This window comes from Streptomyces sp. NBC_01241 (assembly GCF_041435435.1).
Classification (GTDB): Bacteria; Actinomycetota; Actinomycetes; order Streptomycetales; family Streptomycetaceae; genus Streptomyces.
On the sequence record NZ_CP108494.1, the window covers coordinates 5,906,618 to 5,927,843 of the forward strand.

The window sequence follows — 21,226 nt, forward strand, 5'->3', positions numbered from 1 at the left end:
CCTACCGGGGGTGAGGCCCGAGTACATCGAAGGATGCAGCCGCGGTTCGTCACTGCCGACGACGATTTCGGGTAGCTCGGCCGGAAGGCTGGAGGCGACGGGAAGGAGAAGCGCCGTGATCCTCACGCTGATCGTGCTCTGCGAAGTCGCCTTCTGGGTGCTGCTGGCCGTGGGGCTCGCGCTGCGGTACCCGGCGAAGAAGCCGCGTCTGGGCGCGGCCGTGCTGCTGTGCGAGCCGCTGCTGGAGGTCGTACTGCTGGTGGTCACGGCCATCGACCTGAAGAACGGGGCCGAGCCCGACTGGAAACACGGGCTCGCCGCGGTCTACATCGGTTTCACGGTGGGGCTCGGCCACTCCACGATCCGCTGGGTGGACGCCCGGGTCGCCCACCGTTTCGCGGGCGGCCCGCCGCCGGTGAAGCCGCCGAGGTACGGGATGGCCCGGGCGGCGCACGAGTGGCGGGTCGCGGCGCGCTGGACGGTCGCGGCGACGGTCGCGCTGGCGCTGCTCCAGGCGGCGGTCTGGTACGTGGGCGGGGACGGCGACGTGACGTCGCTCCAGGCGTGGCAGCAGAGGATGCTGTTCGTGATCGGGATCAACGTGGTCATCGCCGGGAGCTACACGGTGTTCCCGAAACGGGAGCCGGCCGGCCGCTGAGTGGCCGGACGGGCGTGGACCGCACCCGTCCGGCGCCGTCGGCTACCGCTCGCCGCCCGGCGCCTCCGGCTACCGTTCCCCGTCCGGCGCCCCGGCTACCGCTCGCCGCCCGGCACCCACAGCACGTCGCCGACCTCCTTGTTCGCCGTCCTCGCGAGGATGAACAGCAGGTCGGAGAGCCGGTTGAGATACGTCGCCGTCAGCGCGTTCATCACCTCGCCGTGCACCTCCAGCGCCGCCCACGTGGACCGCTCGGCCCGCCGGACCACGGTGCACGCCTGGTGCAGCAGCGCCGCCCCCGGCGTACCGCCCGGCAGGATGAAGCTGCGCAGCTTCTCCAGCTGTTCGAGGAAGTGGTCGCAGTCCGCCTCCAGCTTGTCGACGTAACTCTGCTCGACCCGCAGCGGCGGGTATTTCGGGTTCTCGACGACCGGCGTCGACAGATCCGCGCCCACGTCGAACAGGTCGTTCTGCACGCGGACGAGAACCTTCACGACGTCCTCGGAGAGCTGTCCGAGCGCGATCGCGGTACCGATGACGGCATTGGCCTCATTGGTGTCGGCGTACGCGGAGATCCGCAGATCGGTCTTGGCGGTCCGGCTCATGTCGCCGAGGGCGGTGGTGCCCTGATCGCCGGTGCGGGTGTAGATACGTGTCAGATTGACCATGCCGCCAGCCTAGTGACGCGACGGGGCAACGCCTGCGGGGAGGGGCGCCGGTCGCGCACCGGCCCGGCGGAGACGCTCGCGGTGCGAGAACCCTCAACTGCGCCCGGCGCGCTGCCGAATGACGTGTCCCGGTGTGATGTCCGTCATGTGAGACGTGACGCGCATCTCTTCCCCGCCCCAGGACCCCTCGCGGGTACTAATCTCCGCCGGAGAGCATGTGAACAAGGGGCAGGACCGGCCGTGCGGCGACCAGCCGCGGAGGCGAACAGAAACCGAGGGGTGTACACGTGGCCAGGAAGCTCGCCGTCATCGGAGCCGGACTCATGGGATCCGGCATCGCGCAGGTCTCCGCCCAGGCGGGCTGGGACGTCGTGCTGCGGGATGTCACCGACGAGGCCCTGACCCGTGGACGCGACGGCATCAAGGCCTCGTACGACAAGTTCGTCTCCAAGGGGAAGCTGGCGGCGGCCGACGCCGATGCCGCGCTCGCCCGCATCACCACCACCACCGACCTCGACGCGGTCGCCGACGCGGATGTCGTCGTCGAGGCCGTCTTCGAGAAGCTGGAGGTCAAGCACGAGATCTTCCGGGCCCTCGACAAGATCGTCCGGGACGACGCCGTGCTCGCCTCCAACACCTCCGCCATCCCGATCACGAAGATCGCGGCCGTGACGGAGCGCCCCGAGCGGGTCGTCGGTGTGCACTTCTTCTCGCCGGTTCCCATGATGCAGCTCTGCGAACTCGTACGCGGCTACAAGACCAGCGACGAAACCCTCGCCACCGCACGGGAGTTCGCCGAGTCCGTCGGCAAGACCTGCATCGTCGTGAACCGCGATGTGGCCGGCTTCGTCACCACCCGGCTGATCTCGGCGCTCGTCGTCGAGGCCGCCAAGCTGTACGAGTCCGGCGTCGCCTCGGCCGAGGACATCGACACCGCCTGCAAGCTGGGCTTCGGCCACGCCATGGGGCCCCTGGCCACCGCGGACCTGACCGGCGTCGACATCCTGCTGCACGCGACGAGCAACATCTACACCGAGTCGCAGGACGAGAAGTTCGCCGCACCGGAGCTGATGCGCCGGATGGTGGATGCAGGTGACATCGGCCGCAAGAGCGGGCAGGGCTTCTACACGTACTGATCGTTTTCGGTCCACCGGTTTGCCTGATCTGCCGTCGATCAGGCCCGGAGACCGGGGGGAGCTACCCGGAATCAGCGGATCCGCACGGGTCCGTGCCGGGCCTCGGTCACTCAACGGAGTGAATCCGATATCGGTTCGCTTACAGACGGCAACTTCCCTGTCGCTGCCGCAGTCAGTTGTGGAAGAGACAGAACAGACAGACGAACCTTGCAACGGAGTAATCCCGGGGAGCGCATATGCACATCAGGGGCGACCACGCCGAGCTGGTCGTCGGGGGCCGCCTCGATGTCCGAAGCGCGGCGGACGCCCGTACGGTCCTGCACTCGGCCCTCGACGACGGAGTCGGCGACCTGGTGCTCGACCTGACCGAGCTGGATTCCTGGGACGCCACCGGACTCGGCGTCATCATGGGCGCACACCGCCGGGCCGGCCGGGCCGGACGACGGCTGGTGCTCCGCGGTGTGCCGCCGCAGATGCAGCGCCTGCTGGTGGCGACCCGACTGCACCGCATCCTGGCCATCGAAGGCGGGATCGCCGCGGACTCCCTGCCCCGCGTGTAGGGCCGGTCCGGCCCGGTCGCGCGGCGCGACCGGGGGCGCACATTCCGCACGAGAACGTGCGCTTCGGGCGGCGTGGCCCCCCGACTGTGCGGGTACACCGTGCGACGGTTTAGGGTTCGGCCGTCCGCCGATTGACGGAACCCACCGGGCGGACACCGGACCAGAAGCGACAGCAGGGCGTGCGAGGCCGGGAGGGGCAATCGTGCGCTACGCGTCTGGGGGCTTTGTCGATGGACCCGACACACCGGGGACCGGAAGAGTACGGCCGGGAGAACGACGGCTTCGGCACGCCGGACGGCCGGCGCCGGCCGTCCGGCGACGTGTCCCCGGGCTCTCAGCTCCGTTCGGGCAGCAGGGGAGGCCCCGTCGCGCCGGATTTCGGCCAGCAGACGCCGCAGCAGGCGCGTGTCGTACGGCTCATATCGGGCGACTACCTCCTCACCGTCAATCCGGTCGACGGCAGCGAGGTCGAGCTGTGCCCGCCTGGGGAGCAGCCCGACCCGCCGGCCCGGCGCACCGCGGCCGAGCGCACCGACCGCGAACGCGCCACCGCACCGCCCGTGCCTGCGGGGCCGCCCGCCCCGCAACTGCCCCTCCTGGAGCGCGCGGAAGAACGCGAACGGCTGGCGCGCCTGCTGGCCCGCGGCCACTCGGTGCGGCTCACCGGACCGGCCGGATCCGGCCGTACGGCACTGCTGGACGCTGTCGCCGCCGACTGCGCGGACCTCGCGCCGGACGGGGTCGTACGGCTCTGCGGCCACAAGCGGACCGCCACCGACCTGCTGTACGGGCTCTTCGAGGCCGTGTACGAGGCGCCGCTGCACCGGCCCGACCGCGCAGATCTCCTCGACAGCGTCCGGACCATCGGCGCCGTCGTCGTACTCGACGACCTGGAATTCGGCGGGGCCGCCCTGGAGGAGCTGCTCGACGCCACGCCCGAGTGCGCCTTCCTGTTCGCGACGACTCCGGACGTTGCCGCACCCACCGGCGACTCGCACCTCGAAGAGGTCGTCCTCGCGGGCCTCGGACGCGGCTCCTCGCTCGAACTGCTGGAGAACGTCGTCGAGCGAGCGCTCACCGACGAGGAGGCGAACTGGGCGGGAGACCTCTGGTTCGAGTCGGAGGGGCTGCCGCTGCGCTTCGTCCAGGCGGGCGCCCTGCTGCGCCAGCGCGACATGCTGCGCACCGACCCCGAGGCGTACGACGGCCTCGACCTCCGGTCCACCGAGGCGCCCTTCGGGCACGACGAGGACATCGACGGCGTCCACATACCGCTGCCCAGCCTCGGCGAGGGTGCGGCGCCCGCCGCACTGCTCGCCTCGCGGCTGAGCGGGGCCGCCCGCGACACCCTGCGCTTCGCGGTCGCGCTCGGCGGCGAGGTGCCGCACCAGGCGCATCTGCCGGCGCTCGTGGGGGACACCCACGCCGACGCCGCGCTCGGTGAGCTGGCCGGCTGCGGACTGCTCTCCCCGGCCGGCCCCCGCTACCGGCTGGCCGCCTCAGTCGCCGCCCAGCTGGCGGCCGCCGGATACGACGGGGACAGCACCGACCGGGCCCGGACGGCGGTCCAGCACTACGCCTGGTGGGCCGGTCACCCCTCGGTCACCCCCGCGCGGGTGACCGCCGAGGCGGACGCCATCGTCGCGGCCATGACGCAGCTTGTCCCCGGCGAGGGGGCGGGGCAGACCAGTGCGGCCGTGCTGCTGGCCCGCAGCGCCTCTCCCGCCTTCGCCGCCGGACTGCACTGGGGCGCCTGGGAGAGGGCCCTGCGGCTCGGTCAGGAGGCGGCCAGGATCGCCGGAGAGGTCGCCGAAGAGGCGTATTTCCACCACGAGTTGGGTGTTCTCGCGCTCTGCACCGGCAATCCGGACCGGGCCAGGGCGGAGCTGGAGACCTCGATCAGCATGCGCGGGGCGCTCGCCGACAAGTCCGGTGCGGTGGCCGGGCGGCGCGCGCTCGCCCTGGTCGCGGACCGTTCCGGCGGCTCGCTGCCGGACGTTCTCGCGCCGGTGGGCGATGAGGGGCCGGTCCCGTGGCCGGACGAGCCGGTGCGGCCGCCCGTCGGTCCGACGACAGGCGTGACGCAGACGCTGTCGCGGCCGTACGAGGAGGCCACCGCGGTGATGGCCCGGCAGGGCGCCCCCTCGGCCGCCGGAGGTGCGCGGGGAGGCCGCCCGGCGGTGCTGGGCAAGGCCCGTCGCAATTCCGTCGCGGTGGGCGCGGGCGTGCTCCTGGCCGGTGTGCTCGGCACGGTGGTGGTGCTGGGGCTGACCTCCGGCGGCGATGCGCAGGGGAATCCGGGGGTCACGAGCGAGGATTCGGTGAGCCAGGACGACAGCGGCAACGAGGCCCCGGCGGACGGGCCATCGGACGGTTCGGCCCCCGCGGGCCCGGCGTCCAGCGGCGCCGCGGTGGCGCCGGGCTCCTCGGGCAGCGAGGTCACGCCGAGCGGGAGCGGTACGCCGTCCGGTGGCTCGGCGGAGCCGGGCGACACCCCGTCGTCGGCCGCGCCGTCCAGCGGCCGGCCGTCGTCGCAGGGGCCGACCGGGCCGAGCAGGTCGCCCAGCCCGACGAAGCCCACGCCGACGAAGCCGAGCAGCCCGCCCCCGAGCCCCTCGGACACCAACTCCCCGAGCCCGACGGACACGGCGACCGAGCCCGAGCCGACCGAGCCCGCCACGTCCGACTCGGCGAGCGGGCCCTCGCTGACGTCGTCGTCACCGGCGGCGGCAGCGAGTGGGGACAGTGGCCCCCTCGTGGTCTGAACCGCCCCGTGGACGCCGAACGCCGGACGTGACGTACACGTCCGGCGTTCGAAGAAGTTCGGGGACGAGGCTCGGAGGAGAAGCTCGGAGAAGAATTTCGCGACGAAGTTCGGAGGGCAGGTTCGAGGGCCTTGTGAGAGCGATCGGAGGAGGTCTCAGAACAGCCGCAGCTTGTCGTCCTCGATGCCGCGCAGCGCGTCGTAGTCGAGGACCACGCAGCCGATCCCGCGGTCCGTCGCCAGCACCCGCGCCTGCGGCTTGATCTCCTGCGCCGCGAAGATGCCCTTCACGGGGGCGAGATGGGGATCGCGGTTGAGCAGTTCCAGGTATCGGGTCAGCTGCTCCACACCGTCGATGTCGCCGCGCCGCTTCAGCTCCACGGCCACGGTCTGCCCGTCGGCGTCGCGGCAGAGGATGTCGACCGGTCCGATCGCGGTGAAGTACTCACGCCGGATCAGGGTGTAGCCCTCGCCGAGTGTCTCGATCCGGTCAGCGAGCAGTTCCTGCAGATGCGCTTCGACGCCGTCCTTGATGAGACCCGGGTCGACACCCAGCTCATGGGACGAGTCATGGAGGATTTCCTCCATCGTGATGATCAGTTTCTCGCCCGCTTTGTTCACCACGGTCCAGATGCCCGCGGTGTCGTCCGTGCCCTCCTTGAGGGTGCAGGGCGGTGACATCCAGTTCAGAGGTTTGTACGCCCTGTCGTCGGCGTGGATCGACACGCTCCCGTCCGCCTTCACCAGGATCAGACGGGGAGCGGAGGGCAGGTGGGCCGTGAGCCGGCCGGCGTAGTCCACGGAGCAGCGGGCGATGACGAGACGCATGGTCGGCAACGCTACTCGACGACGGGTGCTCCACGCGATTCTCCCCCTTCCGCCGCCGATCACCGGACCGATGACTTTCGGTCTTGCCCCTCTTTGCTCCCCTTCGTTATTGGCCGGTTGTGTTCCCAATCTCCTGGTGCGGCCAGGACTGCACCCTTACCGTGTAAGCAGGAGGTCGCCGTGTGTGCACGCTGCGTCGCCGTCCTCCTTCCCTGCCCGTAAGGCCCCGACCCGTCGTCGGGGTCGCGAGAGGAGAACCCATGTCGCTCGACGTCTCACCGGCGCTGTTGGAACAGGCCGAGCGAGGCGAGGTCGACGAAGCCGACTTCGTCGACTGCGTCCGGACCTCCCTGCCCTACGCATGGGAGATGATCAGCTCCCTGGTGGCTCAGCTGAAGGTCGACGGCGGAGAATTCGCCGACAACCAGACGCCCCCGCCGGACGAGCAGGCACGTGGTCAGCTGCTGCGCGCGCTTGCGAGTGATGCGATACGCGGCGCTCTGCAGCGGCACTTCGGGGTGCGTCTGGCATTCCAGAACTGCCACCGCGTCGCGGTGTTCCCGCTGGATGCCTCGGTCGACGAGCGGCTGGCCCGATTCACCTCGGTGAGGGGCCAGTTGCTCAATCAGTCGCCCGAACTACGGGACTGCTAAACGCTTCTGCTGCCGCTCCGGGCCGCGGGAGGTGCAACTGGCTCCGGGGCGGCAGCACCCTCGGCTCCGACGATGTGTCATGTGAGCAGCGGCAGTACGTCGGTGCCCAGCCGCGTTACGTTCTCCTCCGTGGCCGCCAGATCTCCCGAACCCTCCACCAGGAGCGCGAAGCGGGTGATGCCTGTCCGCTCGGCGGTGGCGGCGAGCCGGTCGGCGGCGAGCCGGGGCGGGCCCACCGGATGAAGGCCGCACAGCAGCTCCGTATAGGCGACCGGGTCGCGCATCACCCGGCGCCGGCCGTCGACCGTCACATGGGCGTCCAGGCCCTGCCGCAGCCAGCCGGGCATCGTCTTCACGAGCGTCTCCACGGCGTCCTCGGCGCGGTCGGCGATCTGGGCCACCCCTGCGGACACATGTCCGGCTTCCCGGACGCTCTCGGGCGAGCGTCCCGCGGCGAGCGCGGCGGAGCGCCACAGAGCGACCATCTCGGCCTTCTCCTCGTCCCCGCAGTGCATCCCGAGCAGCATCGGCAGACCGTTCTGTGCGGCGAGCCGGACCGTCTTCGGCGAGGTGCACGCGACGACCACCTCGGGGCCGCCCGGGCTCTCGCCGCCGTCCTGGCCGAGCAGTTCGTCGGCCCGGGGGACCACCGCCACCTCGCGGAAGTCGTAGCGCCCCCCGTTGCCCGCGACCCGGGGCGCGGTCAGCCAGTCCAGCAGCAGCTCCAAGGACTCCGGGAAGCCCTTCTCGTACGCCTCCAGGCCCCCGCCGAACACCTCCAGATCCACCCAGGGGCCGCCCCGGCCGACGCCGAGCGTGAATCTGCTGCCGCTGGTGAGGTGGAGCAGCGCGGCCTGTTCGCCGAGCGCGACCGGATGCTGGGTCGACAGCACGCTCACCGCCGTACCCACCCGGATTCTCCGGGTGCGGCCGAGCAGCAGCGCGGCCAGCGTGACGGCGGACGGGCAGACCCCGTACGGCACGAAATGATGTTCCGCCAGCCAGACCGAGTCGAGACCGGATTCCTCCGCGACCTCGGTGGACCGGATCGCGCGGTGCAGCGCTTCAGCCGGCCCCTGTCCCGGAAACTGGGCTGCCAGTACGAACGTTCCCACACGCATCGCCAATTGCCTCCTTGCGGCCGACGCGGGCTCCCCTACCCGCAACAACGTCCGACACGTGCCAAAGGCACGGTCCACCAGCAAGCTGTTGCGATTTTCCGGTAACTCACCCTGTGCGGGGCGCCGCCCCACGCGCTGCGGGACACGGGACTCGGCCGAATGGCCCTACGCTGGACGGAACTGCCCAGCCTGCCCCGTGAGGTGTCACGTGTCCCCGCGCCGCAACCGCCCCCGAGGCGGCGAGAGTCCCCACGACAGCACCGCGGATCCGGGGGCCCGGTACGGCGGTGGGGGGCGCACCGAGGAGTGGCGGGGCGAGGAGTGGACGGTACGCCCGGTCAGCGGCGCGAGTGCGGCCGGCAAGCGCTACCGCTGCCCCGGCTGCGACCAGGAGATCTCGTCCGGCGTTCCGCACCTGGTGGCCTGGTCCGAGTACGGCGGGATCGATGACCGCAGGCACTGGCACAAGGCCTGCTGGAACGCGAAGGACCGCCGCACCACACAGGTGCAGCGGTCCAGGAACGCGCCTCGCTACTGAGCCCGGCCACCGGCCGGGCCGGGAAGCGGTCAGACGTCGCGGTTCTCCAGCGTGATGTACGCGCCGAGCATGGCCACGGCGGTCACCCCGAGCATGATCCACAGCGGGTCCCAGCCGGACGGTCCCGATCCGGTGACCGAGGTGTCGTAGAAGGCACTGAGCTGGCTGGGGATCGAGTACTCGAAGAGCGCCTGCTGCAGGCCGGCCAGCGCCTTCGTGAACATGAACAGGGCCAGCACGAGCGGCAGCAGCACCACCCCGATCATGACCGTGATCGCACCCGCGGAATGCCGGATGAGCGCGCCGATCGCCAGCGCGAGCAGCCCCAGCGTCGCCATGTAGAGGCCGACGCCGACCGTGGCGCGCAGCCACTCGCCGCCGGTGGGCGCACTGCCGTCCAGCATGGCCGAATGCAGCGCGGCGACCGCCGTGGTCACCACGGTCGTGATCGTGAAGGTGAGCAGGAAGAAGACGATCGCCTTGGCGGTGAGTACCCGGGCACGGCTGGGGCAGGCCGTGAGCGTCGTACGGATCAGGCCCGTGCCGTACTCGGAGGCGATGGTCATCACGCCGAGCGTGATCACACAGATCGAGCCCAGGAGTACGCCGAAGAAGCCGAAGCTCAGCTTCGGGACGCTTTCTGTGTGCGCGTCGGTCACGCTGAGCAGGACCGCTGTCATCACGCCGAGACCGAGGACCAGCACGATCATGATGCCGAGCGTCCACACCGTGGACCGCACCGAACGGATCTTGGTCCACTCGGAGGCGAGCGCATCACCGAGGGTGGCGGCGCGCTGCGGGATCGGTGAGGCGTAGAGCCCGGCCGAGGCATCCTGCCAGTTCTGCTGCGGGGCATCGGCGGGGGCGGGGGCCTGCTGGTACGGCGCCTGCGGGGGCGGCGGTGTCGTCATCGGGCGTCCTCGCTGCTCTCGCTCTTGGTCAGGTCTGCGGGGTCTGCGGCGGGCGCTGCCGGGGCGGGTGCGACCGGAGCGACCGGGGCCGCCGTGTACGGGTTCTGTCCGGGCGGCGGCGGGGCGTACCAGCCCTGCTGCGGCAACTGTGGCACCGGCTGCGGCTCGTAGCCGGGCGGCCCGCCGTACCCGCCGGGAACCGGCTGCTGCAGTCCCACCTTCTGGTCCGCCGTCGAGCGGTAGTCCACGGCGCCCTGCGTCATCCGCATGTACGCCTCCTCCAGCGAGGCCTGGTGCGCTGAGAGCTCCCACAGCCGTACGTCCGACTCGTGGGCCAGATCGCTGATCCGAGGCAACTGCAGACCGGTGACCCGCAGGCCCCCGTCCGGCTCCGGCATGACCTGGCCGCCCGCCTCGGTGAGCGCGGCGGTCAGCTTCTCCCGCTGCTCCCGCACACCGTCCGCGACGCGCACCCGGGCGAAGTCGGCCGAGTTGGCGGAGATGAACTCCTTGACGCTCATGTCGGCGAGCAGCTGCCCGCGGCCGATCACGATCAGATGGTCGGCGGTGAGTGCCATCTCGCTCATCAGATGGCTGGAGACGAAGACCGTACGGCCCTCCGACGCCAGCGTCTTCATCAGATTGCGGACCCAGAGGATGCCCTCGGGGTCGAGGCCGTTGACCGGCTCGTCGAAGAGCAGCACCTTCGGGTCGCCGAGCAGCGCGGCGGCGATGCCGAGCCGCTGGCCCATGCCGAGCGAGAAGCCCTTGGACCGCTTGCGCGCGACGTCGTGCAGACCGACGACGCCGAGCACCTCGTCGACCCGGGCAGCCGGGATACCGGCGAGCTGGGCGAGCGAGAGGAGGTGGTTACGGGCGCTGCGGCCGCCGTGCACCGCCTTCGCGTCCAGCAGCGCACCCACCTGACGCGGGGCGTTCGGCAGGCTGCGGAAGGGGTGGCCGCCGATCGTGACATGACCGGACGTCGGACGGTCCAGGCCCAGCATCATGCGCATCGTGGTGGACTTGCCCGACCCGTTGGGACCGAGGAATCCGGTCACGGCGCCCGGCCGCACCTGGAAGGAAAGATTGTGCACGGCCGTCTTCGCACCGTAGCGCTTGGTCAGGCCGACTGCCTCGATCATGCTCCAGCCCCATCGACTTCTGTCTGTCGTCGGGGCCCGGGCCGTCCGGCCACACACCCCCGTAAGAGTTAGGAGGATATCCAGGCCTTGACGGTTCCGGCCAAGCCGTTGTGCGAGCGCATCCCCGCGTCGGAGCGGACGGGGCGCTTCCGGGGGCGGGACGCGCGCTCCCGGAGCGCTCCGGTCACACGCCCCGCCCTTCGCTCACGCGTCGCGCTTCTTCAGTACGAGATAGCCGCCGGCCAGCGCGGCCACCACCCAGGCGAGCAGAATGCCCAGCCCGCCCCACGGACCGTACGGAGCGGGATTGCTGTTCATGGCGTCCGGAACCACCTGCATGATCTTGGACCCGGCCTGGTCGGGGAAGTAACGGGCGACCTTCTTCGCGCCCGGGACCGCCGACAGGATCTGCGAGACCAGGAAGAAGAACGGCATCAGGATGCCGAGCGACAGCATGGAGCTGCGCAGCATCGTCGCCACACCCATGGAGAAGATCCCGATGAGGCCCATGTAGATGCCACCGCCGACGACCGCGCGCAGGACGTTCTCGGCGCCGATGTCCGTGCGGTGATCGCCGAGGAGAGCCTGCCCGAGGAAGAACGAGACGAAGCTGGTGACGATGCCCACCACCAGGGCCAGCACACCGGCCACCGCGATCTTGCTGAAGAGGAACGAACCACGCTGCGGTACGGCCGCCAGCGAGGTGCGGATCATGCCCGAGCTGTACTCCGTACCGACCACGAGCACACCGAAGACGACCATGGCCAGCTGGCCGAGGACCATGCCGGAGAAGCTGATGAGCGTCGGGTCGAAGGTGGCCCGCTCGGCCACGGGCAGGTCGCTGAACTGGGCGTTCATCAAGGCACAGAGCGCCGCGCTCATCGCGACGGTGACGACGAACGCGGAGATCAGGGTCCAGACGGTCGACGAGACCGTACGGATCTTGGTCCACTCGGAGGTCAGGACCGCGGGTACCGATGCCATCGTCGTCACGCCTCCTTCCCGGTGCCGGAGGGTGTCTGCCGGCTGTACGGATCGTCCCAGTGCGGGCCCACGGGAGGCGGCGCCTCGGCGAGCTCGGAGTGCGCGTGGTACTCCACCGAATCCGCCGTCATCTGCATGAACGCTTCCTCCAGGGAGGCCCGCTGGGAACTCAGCTCGTGCAGCACGAGCTGATGCCGGGCGGCGAGCTCACCCAGCGCCTCTGTGGTGGCGCCGTCGATCTCCAGCGTGCCGTTCCCCGTCTCGACCACGACGAGCCCCTCCTGGTGCAGCACATCGCGCAGCCGCTCCTGCTGCGGGGAGCGCAGCCGTACGTAACTACGGGAGTTCTGATGGATGAAGTCGGCCATCGAGGTGTCGGCGAGCAGCTTGCCTTGACCGATCACGATCAAGTGGTCCGCCGTGAGCGCCATTTCGCTCATCAGATGCGAGGAGACGAAGATCGTCCGGCCTTCCGCGGCGAGTGCCTTCATCAGATTGCGGATCCAGTGAATGCCCTCGGGGTCCAGACCATTGACCGGCTCGTCGAAGAGCAGCACCTGCGGGTCGCCGAGCAGTGCGGCCGCGATGCCGAGCCGCTGGCCCATGCCCAGCGAGAAACCCTTCGACTTCTTCTTCGCCACCGCGGTCAGGCCGACGGTGTCCAGGACCTCCGCGACCCGGCTCCGCGGGATGCGATTGCTCTGGGCGAGGCAGAGCAGGTTGTTGTACGCGCTGCGTCCGCCGTGCATCGACTTGGCGTCCAGCAGCGCACCGATGTATTTGAGGGGTTCCTCCAGGTCGCGGTAGTGCTTGCCGTCGATGCGCACCGAACCGCTGGTCGGGTTGTCGAGGTCGAGCATCATCCGCATCGTCGTGGACTTGCCCGCCCCGTTGGGCCCCAGAAAGCCCGTCACCATTCCGGGTCTGACGCGGCACGAGAGCCCGTCGACGGCAACCTTGTTGCCAAAGCGCTTGGTGAGGCCATCAAGCTCGATCATGCGTTCACGCTAGAACGGCCGCGCGCCCGGCGCCACCACAAAGGCGGAACCGGGCGCGCGAGGGTCGCACGGACCGTACGACTGCGGTACTCCGGGGTCAGCGGGTCTGCTGAGCCGGAACGCCGCGGGTGACCGGCTCGTCGTCGGCGGGGGTGCCGGCGGCGGCCACCGCGGCACCGGTCAGCGTCGCCAGCATCTCGCGGACGTTGGTCAGCTGGGCGTTGATCGAGTCGCGGCGGTTGGTGAGCGCCGCGAGCTCGCGCTCCGACTCGCTGCGGATCCGGTCGGCCTTCGCGTTCGCGTCGGCGACGATGTCCTCGGACTGGCGCTGTGCCGTCTCCACCGTCTGACGGGCCCGGCGCTCGGCGTCCGTACGGAGCTTCTCGGCCTCCAGGCGGAGCTGCTCGGCGCGGTGCTCGATCTCGGCGAGGCGCTTCTCGGCCTTGGCCTGACGGGACGCGAGGTCGCGCTCCGACTGGTCGCGGCGCTTGGCCAGGTTGGTCTCGAAGTCCGCAGCGGCCTGGGCGGCCTTGGCGCGGGTCTCCTCGAAGAGGGCGTCCGCCTCCTCACGCTTCTGCGCGGCGTCCTTCTGGGCGTCGGCACGCAGCGTGCCGGCCTCGCCCTTGGCCTTCTCGACGATCCGGACGCCCTCGTCCTCGGCCTTCGCCTTGCGGTCGGCGGCGAACGACTCGGCGTCGTTGCGCACCTGCTGGGCGGCCGACTCGGCGAGCTCACGGTGCTGCTCGGCGGCGCGACGGGCCTCCTCACGCAGGTCCTTCGCCTCCTCCTCGGCCAGGCGGAGAATCTTCTCCACACGGGCGCCGAGACCGGCGTACGACGGCTCCGCGTCGTTCACCTGGGCCTGGGCGTTCTGCGTTTCGAGGTGGAGCTCCTCGATGCGCTTTTCCAGAGACGTGATGCGGCCGAGAGCGCTGTCACGGTCGGCGACGAGCTTGGTAATGCGGTCATCCACCTGACCGCGGTCGTATCCACGTCGCACGAGCTCGAAGCCGAAGGGGGAGGAAGGGTCGCTCATGGGGTTCCTGTCGAATGAGACCGGTGAGGTGTTAGGGGGAATCCTAGGGGTGCGGACGGCGTGTCATCGAGCGGATGCCCTTTTGATCTGGAGAATGACACCCCTTTCGAGTGGCTGACCCACCGTAACTCTTGCCACTCGGAGAGTTGAACGCTCCTGCCGAAGCACGGGAGATGACGGGGCGACTACCCATCGGACGACTTGCCACTCGAACGCGTACCCGCCGAGGCCCCGGCCTTGACGCCGCCGGTGGAAGTGCCGCCCTTGCCGCCGGCGGCCGGTGTCTCGAACGACTCCAGCGCTTCCAATACGTCCTGGACACGGGAGATCTCGGTGTTGATGTCCGCGCGCCGGCGCACCAGCAGATCGAGTTCGCGCTTGCCCTCGTCCACCGTGCGCTTCGCCTCGGTCTCGGCGTCGGCCCGCAGCTTCTCGGCCTCGCGGATCAGCGTGGCCTTCTTCTGCTCGGCCTCCTTCAGCAGCGACTCGGCCCGCTTCACCGCCGCGATCCGGACCTTGCTCGCCTCCGAATTCGCGTCTGCCAGCAGCTCCTTGGCCTTGGCCGCCGCCTCGTCGCGCTGTTCGGTCGCCGCCTTCATCAGGTTGTCGACGCGCTCGCCCGCCGTCCTCATCTGCTCGGACGTCTCCCGCCGGGCCCGGTCGTGCAGCTCCTCGATCTCGCTCTCGAGCCGGGCCCTGAGCTCCTCGGCCCGCTCCCGGATGGCCGTGGCGTCCCGGCGCGCGCCGACCAGCAGCTCGTCCGCGTCCGTACGGGCGCGCTCCACCAGGGAGTTGCCCTCGACGGTCGCCTCCGAGGTGATCCGCACGGCCTCCTTGCGGGCCACGCCGACCATCGTGTCGGCCTGCTCCTCGGCCTCGGTGGCGGCGCGCAGCGCCTCCTCCTGCGCCTTGTTCATCAGCTGGTCCGCCTGCTCGGCGGCATCGGCACGGCGCTTCGCCGCGGCTTCCCGCGCCTCGTCCAGCAGCAGGTCCGCCTCCTCGCGGGCCTGAGTGCGCATCAGCTCGGCCGCCGCCTCCGCCTCGGTGCGCACCCGCTCCGACTCTTCGCGGGTACGGGCCGCGTGCTCCTGTGCCGAACCGACGGTGGCCGCCGCCTCGGCACGCAGCCGCTCCGCCTCGTCCGCGGCCTCGTCCGTCGTCCGGGCCGCCTGCTGCGTCGCCTCGTCGACCAGCCCGTTCGCCCGCTGTGTCGCCTCCTCGACGAGCCGGGTGGCCTGCTGCGTCGACTCCGTACGGACCCGCTCGGCCTCGCTCGTCGCCTCGCCGATCAGCCGGTCGGCCTGGGCCGCGGCGTCGGAACGCATGCGGTTGGCGTCCTCGCGGGCCTCGGCCCGGCTGCGCGTCGCGTCCTGCTCGGCCGAGGCCAGCGAGTCGGAGGCCTCGGTACGCATCCGCTGGCTGTACTCCGCGGTGTCCGCCCGCAGCCGCTCCGACTCCGCGATCGCGTCCGAGACGGTCCGCTCGGCCATCGCCTTCGCGGCCTCGGACTCCTCCCGCGCCTCCCGGCGGATCCGGGTCGCGTCCTCGCCCGCCCGCTCGCGCTCGGCGTGCGCGTCGGCGCGGAGCCGGTCCGCCTCCTCCTGCGCCTCGGACTTCGTCCGCTCCGCGACATGCTCGGCGGTGGAACGCAGCCCGGCGATCTCCGCCTCGGCCTGCTCCTGCAGCCCGCTGACCGAATCCCGTACCTGCTGGGCGGTCTGCTCGGCCGTGGAGACCAGCTCCGTCGCCCGGCTGTCCGCCTCCTCGACCAGGCGGTGCGCCTCGGCCTGCGCCTCCGCGACCCGCTTGCGGGCGGAGGCGAGCAGCTCCTCGCTCTGCTCGCGGGCCCGCTCGCGCTCCTGGTTCGCCTCGGTACGCGCGGCGTCGAGGGTCTCCTCGGCCTCCCGGCGGCGCCGGTTCGCCTCCTCCTGCGCGGCGGCCAGCGCCTCGGCGGCCTCCGTGCCCACCCGCTCCGCGGCGGCAGCGGCCTCGCCGCGCAGCCGGTCGGCGCTCTCCTGCGCCTCGGACTTGAGCCGCTCCGCCTCGGCGGCCGCCTCACCGCGCAGCCGTACGGCGGTGGACTCGCCCTCCGCACGCGACTGCGACGCATCCGCCGCGGCCTCGTCGCGCAGCCGTTCCGCCTCGGTCTCCGCCTGCTCCCGCAGCGCCCGCAACCGCTCGGCGGCCTCCGCGCGCAGCCGCTCGGACTCCTCGTTCGTCTCGCGCCGGATGCGCTCCGCCTCGGCGCGCGCGTCCGTGAGCTCCTGCTCGGCGGTGGTGACCTTGGTCTCGGCCTCGGTGTGCAGCCGGGTCAGCTCCTCGGCTGCCTCCGCCTGCCGGGCCGCGACCGCACGCTCGGTGTCCTCGCGCAGCCCCGCCGCCGCCTCCTCGGCCGCGACGGTGGTGGACCGGGCCTGCTCCTCGGACTCCGTACGCAGCTGCTCGGCCTCGGCACGGGCCCGCTCCAGGGCCTCCTCGGCCTGCTTGCGCAGCGCGCCGGCCCGCTCGGCCGCGTCGCTACGGACCCGCTCGCTCTCCGCGCCCGCGGTGCCGCGCAGCTCCTCGGCGTCCGCCTTCGCCTTGGCGAGCAGCTCCTCGGCGGTCTTCGCGCCCTCCTCGATCTGCTGGACGGCCTCGCGCCGGGCCTCGCCGCGGATCCGCTCGCCCTCGGCGACCGCCTCGGAGCGCAGCTGCTCGGCCTCGCCGCGCAGCCTGCGCGCCTCCTCCTGCAGCTCGACCGTCTTGGCCCGGTACTCCTTGGTGTCGTCCTTGGCCGCGCCCTTGAGCTGATCGGCCTGTTCGGCGGCCTCGCCGCGCAGCCGGTCCGCCTCGGCCTCCGCCTCGCGGCGGATCCGGTCGGCTTCCTCGCTCGCCGCCCTGGTGGTGGACTTCGCGTCCTCGGACGCCTTGGTCAGCACCTCCTCGGCGGCCCTGGCGGCCTTGGCGAGCTGGGCGGCGGCGTCCTCGGCGGCCGCCGTGCGGGCCTGCTCGGACGCCTCGGACTTCAGCCGGTCCGCCTCGGCACGGGCATCGGCGAGGGCCTGCTCGGCCTCCGCCTTGAGGGTCTCGGCGCCCTTGGTGGCCTCGCCGACCAGCCGGGCGATCTCCGACCTGGCCGTACGGGTGCGCTGCTCGTTCTGCGACTCGGCGGCGGCCAGCCGCTTGACGGCGGCCTCCTTCGCCTCCGCGGTGACCTTCTCGGCCTCCAGCCGGGCCTCGCGCAGCTGGGTCTCGGCCTCCTGCATGCGCTGCTCGGCGGCCCGGTTCAGCTCGGTGGTCCGCTGCCGGGTCTGCTGGGTCTCCGCCGTCGTCGACGTCCGCAGCTGCTCGGCGTGGCTGGTGGCCTCCTGCGCCTGGCTGGAGGCGGCGTTCAGCAGCCGCTCGGCGTCCTTGCGGGCACGCAGCAGGATCGCCTCGGCCTCGGCACGGGCCGACTCCGCTTCGGAACCGAGCCGCTGCCGGGTCTCCTCCGCCAGCCGCCCCGCCTCGGCGCGTGCCGCCGTCAGGGACTGCTCGGCCTCGGTACGGGACTCCTCCAGCAGCCGGCGGGCCTGGGACTCCGTCCTGGCGCGGAGCTGCTCGGCCCAGGCGACGTTCTCGTTGACGTGGGACTCGACGGTCTGGCGGCGCTCGGCCAGCTCCTGGTCGAGCTGCTGGCGCCGCTGCACGGCCTCGTTGTGCAGCTCGGCCTGGAGCCGCGCCTGGTGCTCGGCGTGCTCCTGCAGGATGCGCTGCGTCTGCGCACGGGCGTCACGGAGCTCCCGCTCGGCGTCCGTCCGCAGCTGCTCGGCCTGGATCTGGGCATTACGGAGCAACTGCTCGGCCTGGTAGCCGATGTCCGCGCTGTCGTAGGCGGGACGGGTCGCGAGATTGCGCCGAGCCTCGTGCAGCTTGGCGCGCAAGACCTCGACCTGGTAACCGAGGTCCTCGGCGTGCTGGACGGCCTTCTCCCGGTCGGTCTTCAGCCGGTCCATCTCGGCTTCGAACCGCGAGAGATGGTCGTCGTCAGCTCGGTGGCTCTCCTGGCGTTCGTAGCCCCGCACTGCGCGGTCCCATCCTTCCCCGAGCTCTCAACTTCGTTCGAGCAGGGGAGACCCCAACCCTGGTCGCAACTCTCCAACGAGTACCGTTCACCGGTGAACGGTCCCCCGGGGAATGGTGACAGATCAACGGCTGAGGACGCGGCGCGGCCCCGACCCGGCCCCGGCCCGGAACTGCCCACTCTACCGGGCCGGGTATCCGGAGGTCAGTGCTCCGCTGCGGACGTGACCAGTTCGGTCAGAACGCCGTGGCAGTCCTTCGGGTGGAGGAAGGTGATCCGGGACCCCATGGACCCGGTCCGGGGCTCCTCGTACAGCACCCTGACCCCCTTCTCCCGGATGTCCGCGGCGTCGGCGTCGACGTCCGCGGTGCCGAAGGCGATGTGGTGGACGCCCTCACCGTTCTTCGCGAGCCACTTGCCCACGGCCGAGTCCTCCCGGGTCGGCTCCAGGAGCTGAAGGTAGGAAGCGCCGCCGTCGGACGTATCGTTGATCTTGAGCATGGCTTCCCGTACGCCCTGCTCCTCGTTGATCTCGGAGTGGAACACCTCGAACCCGTAGGTCGAGCGGTAGAACTCGACGGTCCTGTCCAGGTCGAAGCAGGCGATCCCGATGTGGTCGATTCGCGTCAGCATGCCACCAGTGCAGCGCTCCACCGATGGTTACGCAACGTGCGCGCGATCACACCGGCTGCGGGATGACGGACGAGGTACCGCTCAGTACATTCGTGTAAACCCTCGTTCACTCCTCATCCCAAGGGGCCGTGTCTCATGTCAGGAACGACCGGTACCACCTCAGTGATCGTCGCGGGCGCGCGTACGCCCATGGGCCGGCTCCTTGGCTCACTGAAGAGCTTCTCCGGGGCCGATCTCGGCGGCTTCGCCATCAAGGCCGCGCTGGACCGGGCCGGCATCGGCGGCGACCAGGTCGAGTACGTGATCATGGGCCAGGTGCTGCAGGCCGGTGCGGGCCAGATCCCGGCCCGCCAGGCCGCGGTCAAGGCGGGCATCCCGATGAACGTCCCCGCGCTCACCGTCAACAAGGTGTGTCTGTCCGGGCTGGACGCGATCGCGCTCGCCGATCAGCTGATCCGTGCGGGTGAGTTCGACGTCGTCGTCGCCGGGGGCCAGGAGTCCATGACGAACGCCCCGCATCTGCTCCCGAAGTCCCGGGAGGGCTACAAGTACGGCGCGATCGAGATGCTCGACTCGATGGCGTACGACGGTCTGACCGACGCCTACGAGAACATCCCGATGGGTGAATCCACCGAGAAGCACAACACCCGGCTCGGGCTGAACCGCGCCGACCAGGACGAGATCGGCGCCCTCTCGCACCAGCGCGCCGCCGCCGCCCAGAAGAACGGCATCTTCGAGGCCGAGATCACCCCGGTCGAGATCCCGCAGCGCAAGGGCGACCCGGTCCTCTTCTCCAAGGACGAGGGCATCCGCCCGGAGACGACCACGGAGTCCCTCGGCAAGCTGCGCCCGGCCTTCACCAAGGACGGCACGATCACCGCGGGCACCTCCTCGCAGATCTCCGACGGCGCCGCCGCGGTCGTCGTCATGAGCAGGGCCAAGGCCGAGGAGTTGGGCCTGGACTGGATCGCCGAGATCGGCGCCCACGGCAACGTGGCGGGCCCGGACAACTCCCTCCAGTCCCAGCCGTCCAACGCCATCAAGCACGCCCTGAAGAAGGAAGGCCTGGAGGCCGCGGACCTCGACCTCATCGAGATCAACGAGGCGTTCGCGGCGGTCGCCGTCCAGTCGATGAAGGACCTCGGCGTCAGCCCCGACAAGGTGAACGTCAACGGCGGCGCCATCGCGCTGGGTCACCCGATCGGTATGTCCGGCGCCCGCGTGGTGCTGCACCTCGCGCTGGAGCTGAAGCGGCGCGGCGGCGGCACCGGGGCGGCGGCGCTGTGCGGCGGCGGCGGTCAGGGCGACGCGCTGATCATCCGCGTTCCCAAGTAGGACCCGGGGTTTCCCGGCAGGAACGGCCCGGCCGAGCCGTACGTAGTACGTAATGCACGGCGTACGAAATGCACGGCATACACGGCGTACGTAATGCACGGCGTAGTACGCGGAGAGCACGCAGCGAGTGAACGGAGCGGTGATGGTGGACGTCCCCACCCTGGTCGAGCAGGCCCGTGCGGGCCGGCCGAGGGCCGTGGCCCGGCTCATCTCCCTGGTGGAGGGGGCGTCGCCGCAGCTGCGCGAGGTGATGGCGGCCCTGGCGCCGCTGACGGGCAACGCGTACGTCGTCGGTCTGACCGGTTCGCCCGGTGTCGGCAAGTCGACGTCCACGTCGGCGCTGGTCTCGGCGTACCGGCGGGCGGGCAAACGGGTCGGCGTCCTGGCCGTCGACCCGTCCTCGCCGTTCTCCGGGGGCGCGCTCCTCGGCGACCGGGTCCGGATGTCGGAGCACGCCTCCGACCCGGGCGTCTACATCCGTTCCATGGCCACCCGCGGACATCTGGGCGGCCTCGCCTGGTCGGCCCCGCAGGCGATCCGGGTGCTGGACGCGGCGGGCTGCGAAGTGATCCTGGTGGAGACGGTCGGCGTCGGCCAGTCGGAGGTGGAGATCGCCTCCCAGGCCGACACCTCCGTGGTCCTGCTGGCGCCCGGCATGGGGGACGGCATCCAGGCGGCGAAGGCCGGAATCCTGGAGATCGGCGATGTGTACGTCGTCAACAAGGCCGACCGCGACGGCGCGGACGCCACCGCGCGCGAGCTCAACCACATGCTGGGCCTCGGCGAGTCCCGCGGTCCGGGCGACTGGCGCCCGCCGATCGTGAAGACGGTCGCCGCCCGGGGCGAGGGCATCGACGAGGTCGTCGAGGCGCTGGAGAAGCACCGGGCGTGGATGGAGGAGCACGGCGTGCTCGCCGAGCGGCGCACGGCCCGTGCGGCCCGCGAGGTCGAGACGATCGCCGTCACGAGGCTGCGCGAGCGCATCGGAGATCTGCACGGCGACCGCCACATCGACGCGCTCGCCGAACGCATCGTGGCGGGGAGCCTCGACGCGTACGCGGCGGCGGACGAACTGGTGGCGGGGCTCACCGAAGGCTGATCCCGATCCGGTGCGGACGGTCGGGGGGCGGCGTGCGGGCCGCTTCGGGGGCGTCGGCGGCCGGTGCGGCCCGGCGCGGCGCCTGTTCGGGCCGTCGGGCCGCTCCGGGTTCCTCGG

General features: G+C 71.2%; 18 protein-coding genes. 8 read left to right on the plus strand and 10 right to left on the minus strand.

Annotated features, from left to right (window positions below):
- The first annotated feature begins 115 nt into the window (after positions 1 to 115).
- Entirely contained in the window at positions 116 to 658 is a 543-nt protein-coding gene (locus tag OG306_RS26605; protein WP_266748605.1) for a hypothetical protein, read from the plus strand.
- 95 nt (positions 659 to 753) lie between these two features.
- On the opposite strand, the gene OG306_RS26610 is transcribed toward OG306_RS26605, so the two are convergent.
- The gene (locus OG306_RS26610; RefSeq protein ID WP_266748606.1) at positions 754 to 1,326 is read right to left on the minus strand and encodes a cob(I)yrinic acid a,c-diamide adenosyltransferase; all 573 of its coding nucleotides are present in this window, start codon (positions 1,324 to 1,326) and stop codon (positions 754 to 756) included.
- Between the two features lie 287 nt (positions 1,327 to 1,613).
- Between OG306_RS26610 and OG306_RS26615 the strand changes: the two genes are divergently transcribed.
- The 3 genes from OG306_RS26615 (at position 1,614) to OG306_RS26625 (ending at position 5,787) form a co-directional block, all read left to right on the plus strand.
- Entirely contained in the window at positions 1,614 to 2,462 is an 849-nt protein-coding gene (locus OG306_RS26615) for a 3-hydroxyacyl-CoA dehydrogenase family protein (RefSeq protein ID WP_266748607.1), read from the plus strand.
- Positions 2,463 to 2,698: 236 nt separating this feature from the next.
- Positions 2,699 to 3,022 carry an STAS domain-containing protein gene (locus tag OG306_RS26620; RefSeq protein WP_250967584.1) on the plus strand — a complete coding sequence of 108 codons (324 nt, stop codon included), beginning with the start codon at positions 2,699 to 2,701 and terminating at the stop codon, positions 3,020 to 3,022.
- 230 nt (positions 3,023 to 3,252) lie between these two features.
- Positions 3,253 to 5,787, plus strand: coding sequence for an ATP-binding protein (locus tag OG306_RS26625; RefSeq protein ID WP_266905394.1), 2,535 nt, complete (start codon positions 3,253 to 3,255; stop codon positions 5,785 to 5,787).
- A 155-nt stretch (positions 5,788 to 5,942) separates the two neighbouring features.
- Here OG306_RS26625 and nucS read toward each other — a convergent pair whose 3' ends face one another.
- The gene (gene nucS, locus OG306_RS26630; RefSeq protein WP_266748611.1) at positions 5,943 to 6,614 is read right to left on the minus strand and encodes an endonuclease NucS; all 672 of its coding nucleotides are present in this window, start codon (positions 6,612 to 6,614) and stop codon (positions 5,943 to 5,945) included.
- A 260-nt stretch (positions 6,615 to 6,874) separates the two neighbouring features.
- On the opposite strand from nucS, the gene OG306_RS26635 reads away from it, so the two are divergent.
- Complete coding sequence (locus OG306_RS26635; RefSeq protein ID WP_030971516.1) at positions 6,875 to 7,267, plus strand: SCO5389 family protein; 393 nt, start codon at positions 6,875 to 6,877, stop codon at positions 7,265 to 7,267.
- Positions 7,268 to 7,344: 77 nt separating this feature from the next.
- Here the strand turns inward: OG306_RS26635 and OG306_RS26640 are convergent, their stop codons facing one another.
- Positions 7,345 to 8,388: an LLM class flavin-dependent oxidoreductase gene (locus OG306_RS26640; RefSeq protein WP_266748613.1), complete on the minus strand. Its 1,044-nt coding sequence runs from the start codon at positions 8,386 to 8,388 to the stop codon at positions 7,345 to 7,347.
- Positions 8,389 to 8,596: 208 nt separating this feature from the next.
- Between OG306_RS26640 and OG306_RS26645 the strand changes: the two genes are divergently transcribed.
- The gene (locus OG306_RS26645; RefSeq protein WP_266748615.1) at positions 8,597 to 8,926 is read left to right on the plus strand and encodes an ATP/GTP-binding protein; all 330 of its coding nucleotides are present in this window, start codon (positions 8,597 to 8,599) and stop codon (positions 8,924 to 8,926) included.
- 29 nt (positions 8,927 to 8,955) lie between these two features.
- On the opposite strand, the gene OG306_RS26650 is transcribed toward OG306_RS26645, so the two are convergent.
- From OG306_RS26650 to mce, 7 genes are all read right to left on the minus strand, one after another.
- Positions 8,956 to 9,837 carry an ABC transporter permease subunit gene (locus OG306_RS26650; RefSeq protein WP_266748617.1) on the minus strand — a complete coding sequence of 294 codons (882 nt, stop codon included), beginning with the start codon at positions 9,835 to 9,837 and terminating at the stop codon, positions 8,956 to 8,958.
- Entirely contained in the window at positions 9,834 to 10,982 is a 1,149-nt protein-coding gene (locus OG306_RS26655; RefSeq protein ID WP_371665673.1) for an ABC transporter ATP-binding protein, read from the minus strand. Before OG306_RS26655 ends, OG306_RS26650 begins: the two co-directional genes overlap by 4 nt.
- A 204-nt stretch (positions 10,983 to 11,186) precedes the next feature.
- Positions 11,187 to 11,966 carry an ABC transporter permease subunit gene (locus OG306_RS26660; protein ID WP_266905390.1) on the minus strand — a complete coding sequence of 260 codons (780 nt, stop codon included), beginning with the start codon at positions 11,964 to 11,966 and terminating at the stop codon, positions 11,187 to 11,189.
- A gap of 5 nt (positions 11,967 to 11,971) precedes the next feature.
- Entirely contained in the window at positions 11,972 to 12,964 is a 993-nt protein-coding gene (locus OG306_RS26665; RefSeq protein ID WP_266905388.1) for an ABC transporter ATP-binding protein, read from the minus strand.
- Positions 12,965 to 13,061: 97 nt separating this feature from the next.
- Complete coding sequence (locus OG306_RS26670) at positions 13,062 to 14,000, minus strand: cellulose-binding protein (RefSeq protein WP_266748623.1); 939 nt, start codon at positions 13,998 to 14,000, stop codon at positions 13,062 to 13,064.
- Between the two features lie 185 nt (positions 14,001 to 14,185).
- On the minus strand, positions 14,186 to 18,043 hold the full coding sequence (gene scy, locus OG306_RS26675) for a polarized growth protein Scy (protein WP_266748624.1): 3,858 nt from the start codon (positions 18,041 to 18,043) through the stop codon (positions 14,186 to 14,188).
- A gap of 203 nt (positions 18,044 to 18,246) precedes the next feature.
- Complete coding sequence (mce, locus tag OG306_RS26680; RefSeq protein WP_266748626.1) at positions 18,247 to 18,675, minus strand: methylmalonyl-CoA epimerase; 429 nt, start codon at positions 18,673 to 18,675, stop codon at positions 18,247 to 18,249.
- Between the two features lie 135 nt (positions 18,676 to 18,810).
- Between mce and OG306_RS26685 the strand changes: the two genes are divergently transcribed.
- Both OG306_RS26685 and meaB read left to right on the plus strand, forming a co-directional pair.
- A complete protein-coding gene (locus OG306_RS26685; RefSeq protein ID WP_266748628.1) occupies positions 18,811 to 20,010 on the plus strand; it encodes an acetyl-CoA C-acetyltransferase in 1,200 nt (399 codons plus the stop codon).
- 142 nt (positions 20,011 to 20,152) lie between these two features.
- The gene (gene meaB, locus OG306_RS26690) at positions 20,153 to 21,109 is read left to right on the plus strand and encodes a methylmalonyl Co-A mutase-associated GTPase MeaB (protein WP_266748629.1); all 957 of its coding nucleotides are present in this window, start codon (positions 20,153 to 20,155) and stop codon (positions 21,107 to 21,109) included.
- Positions 21,110 to 21,226 lie beyond the last annotated feature (117 nt).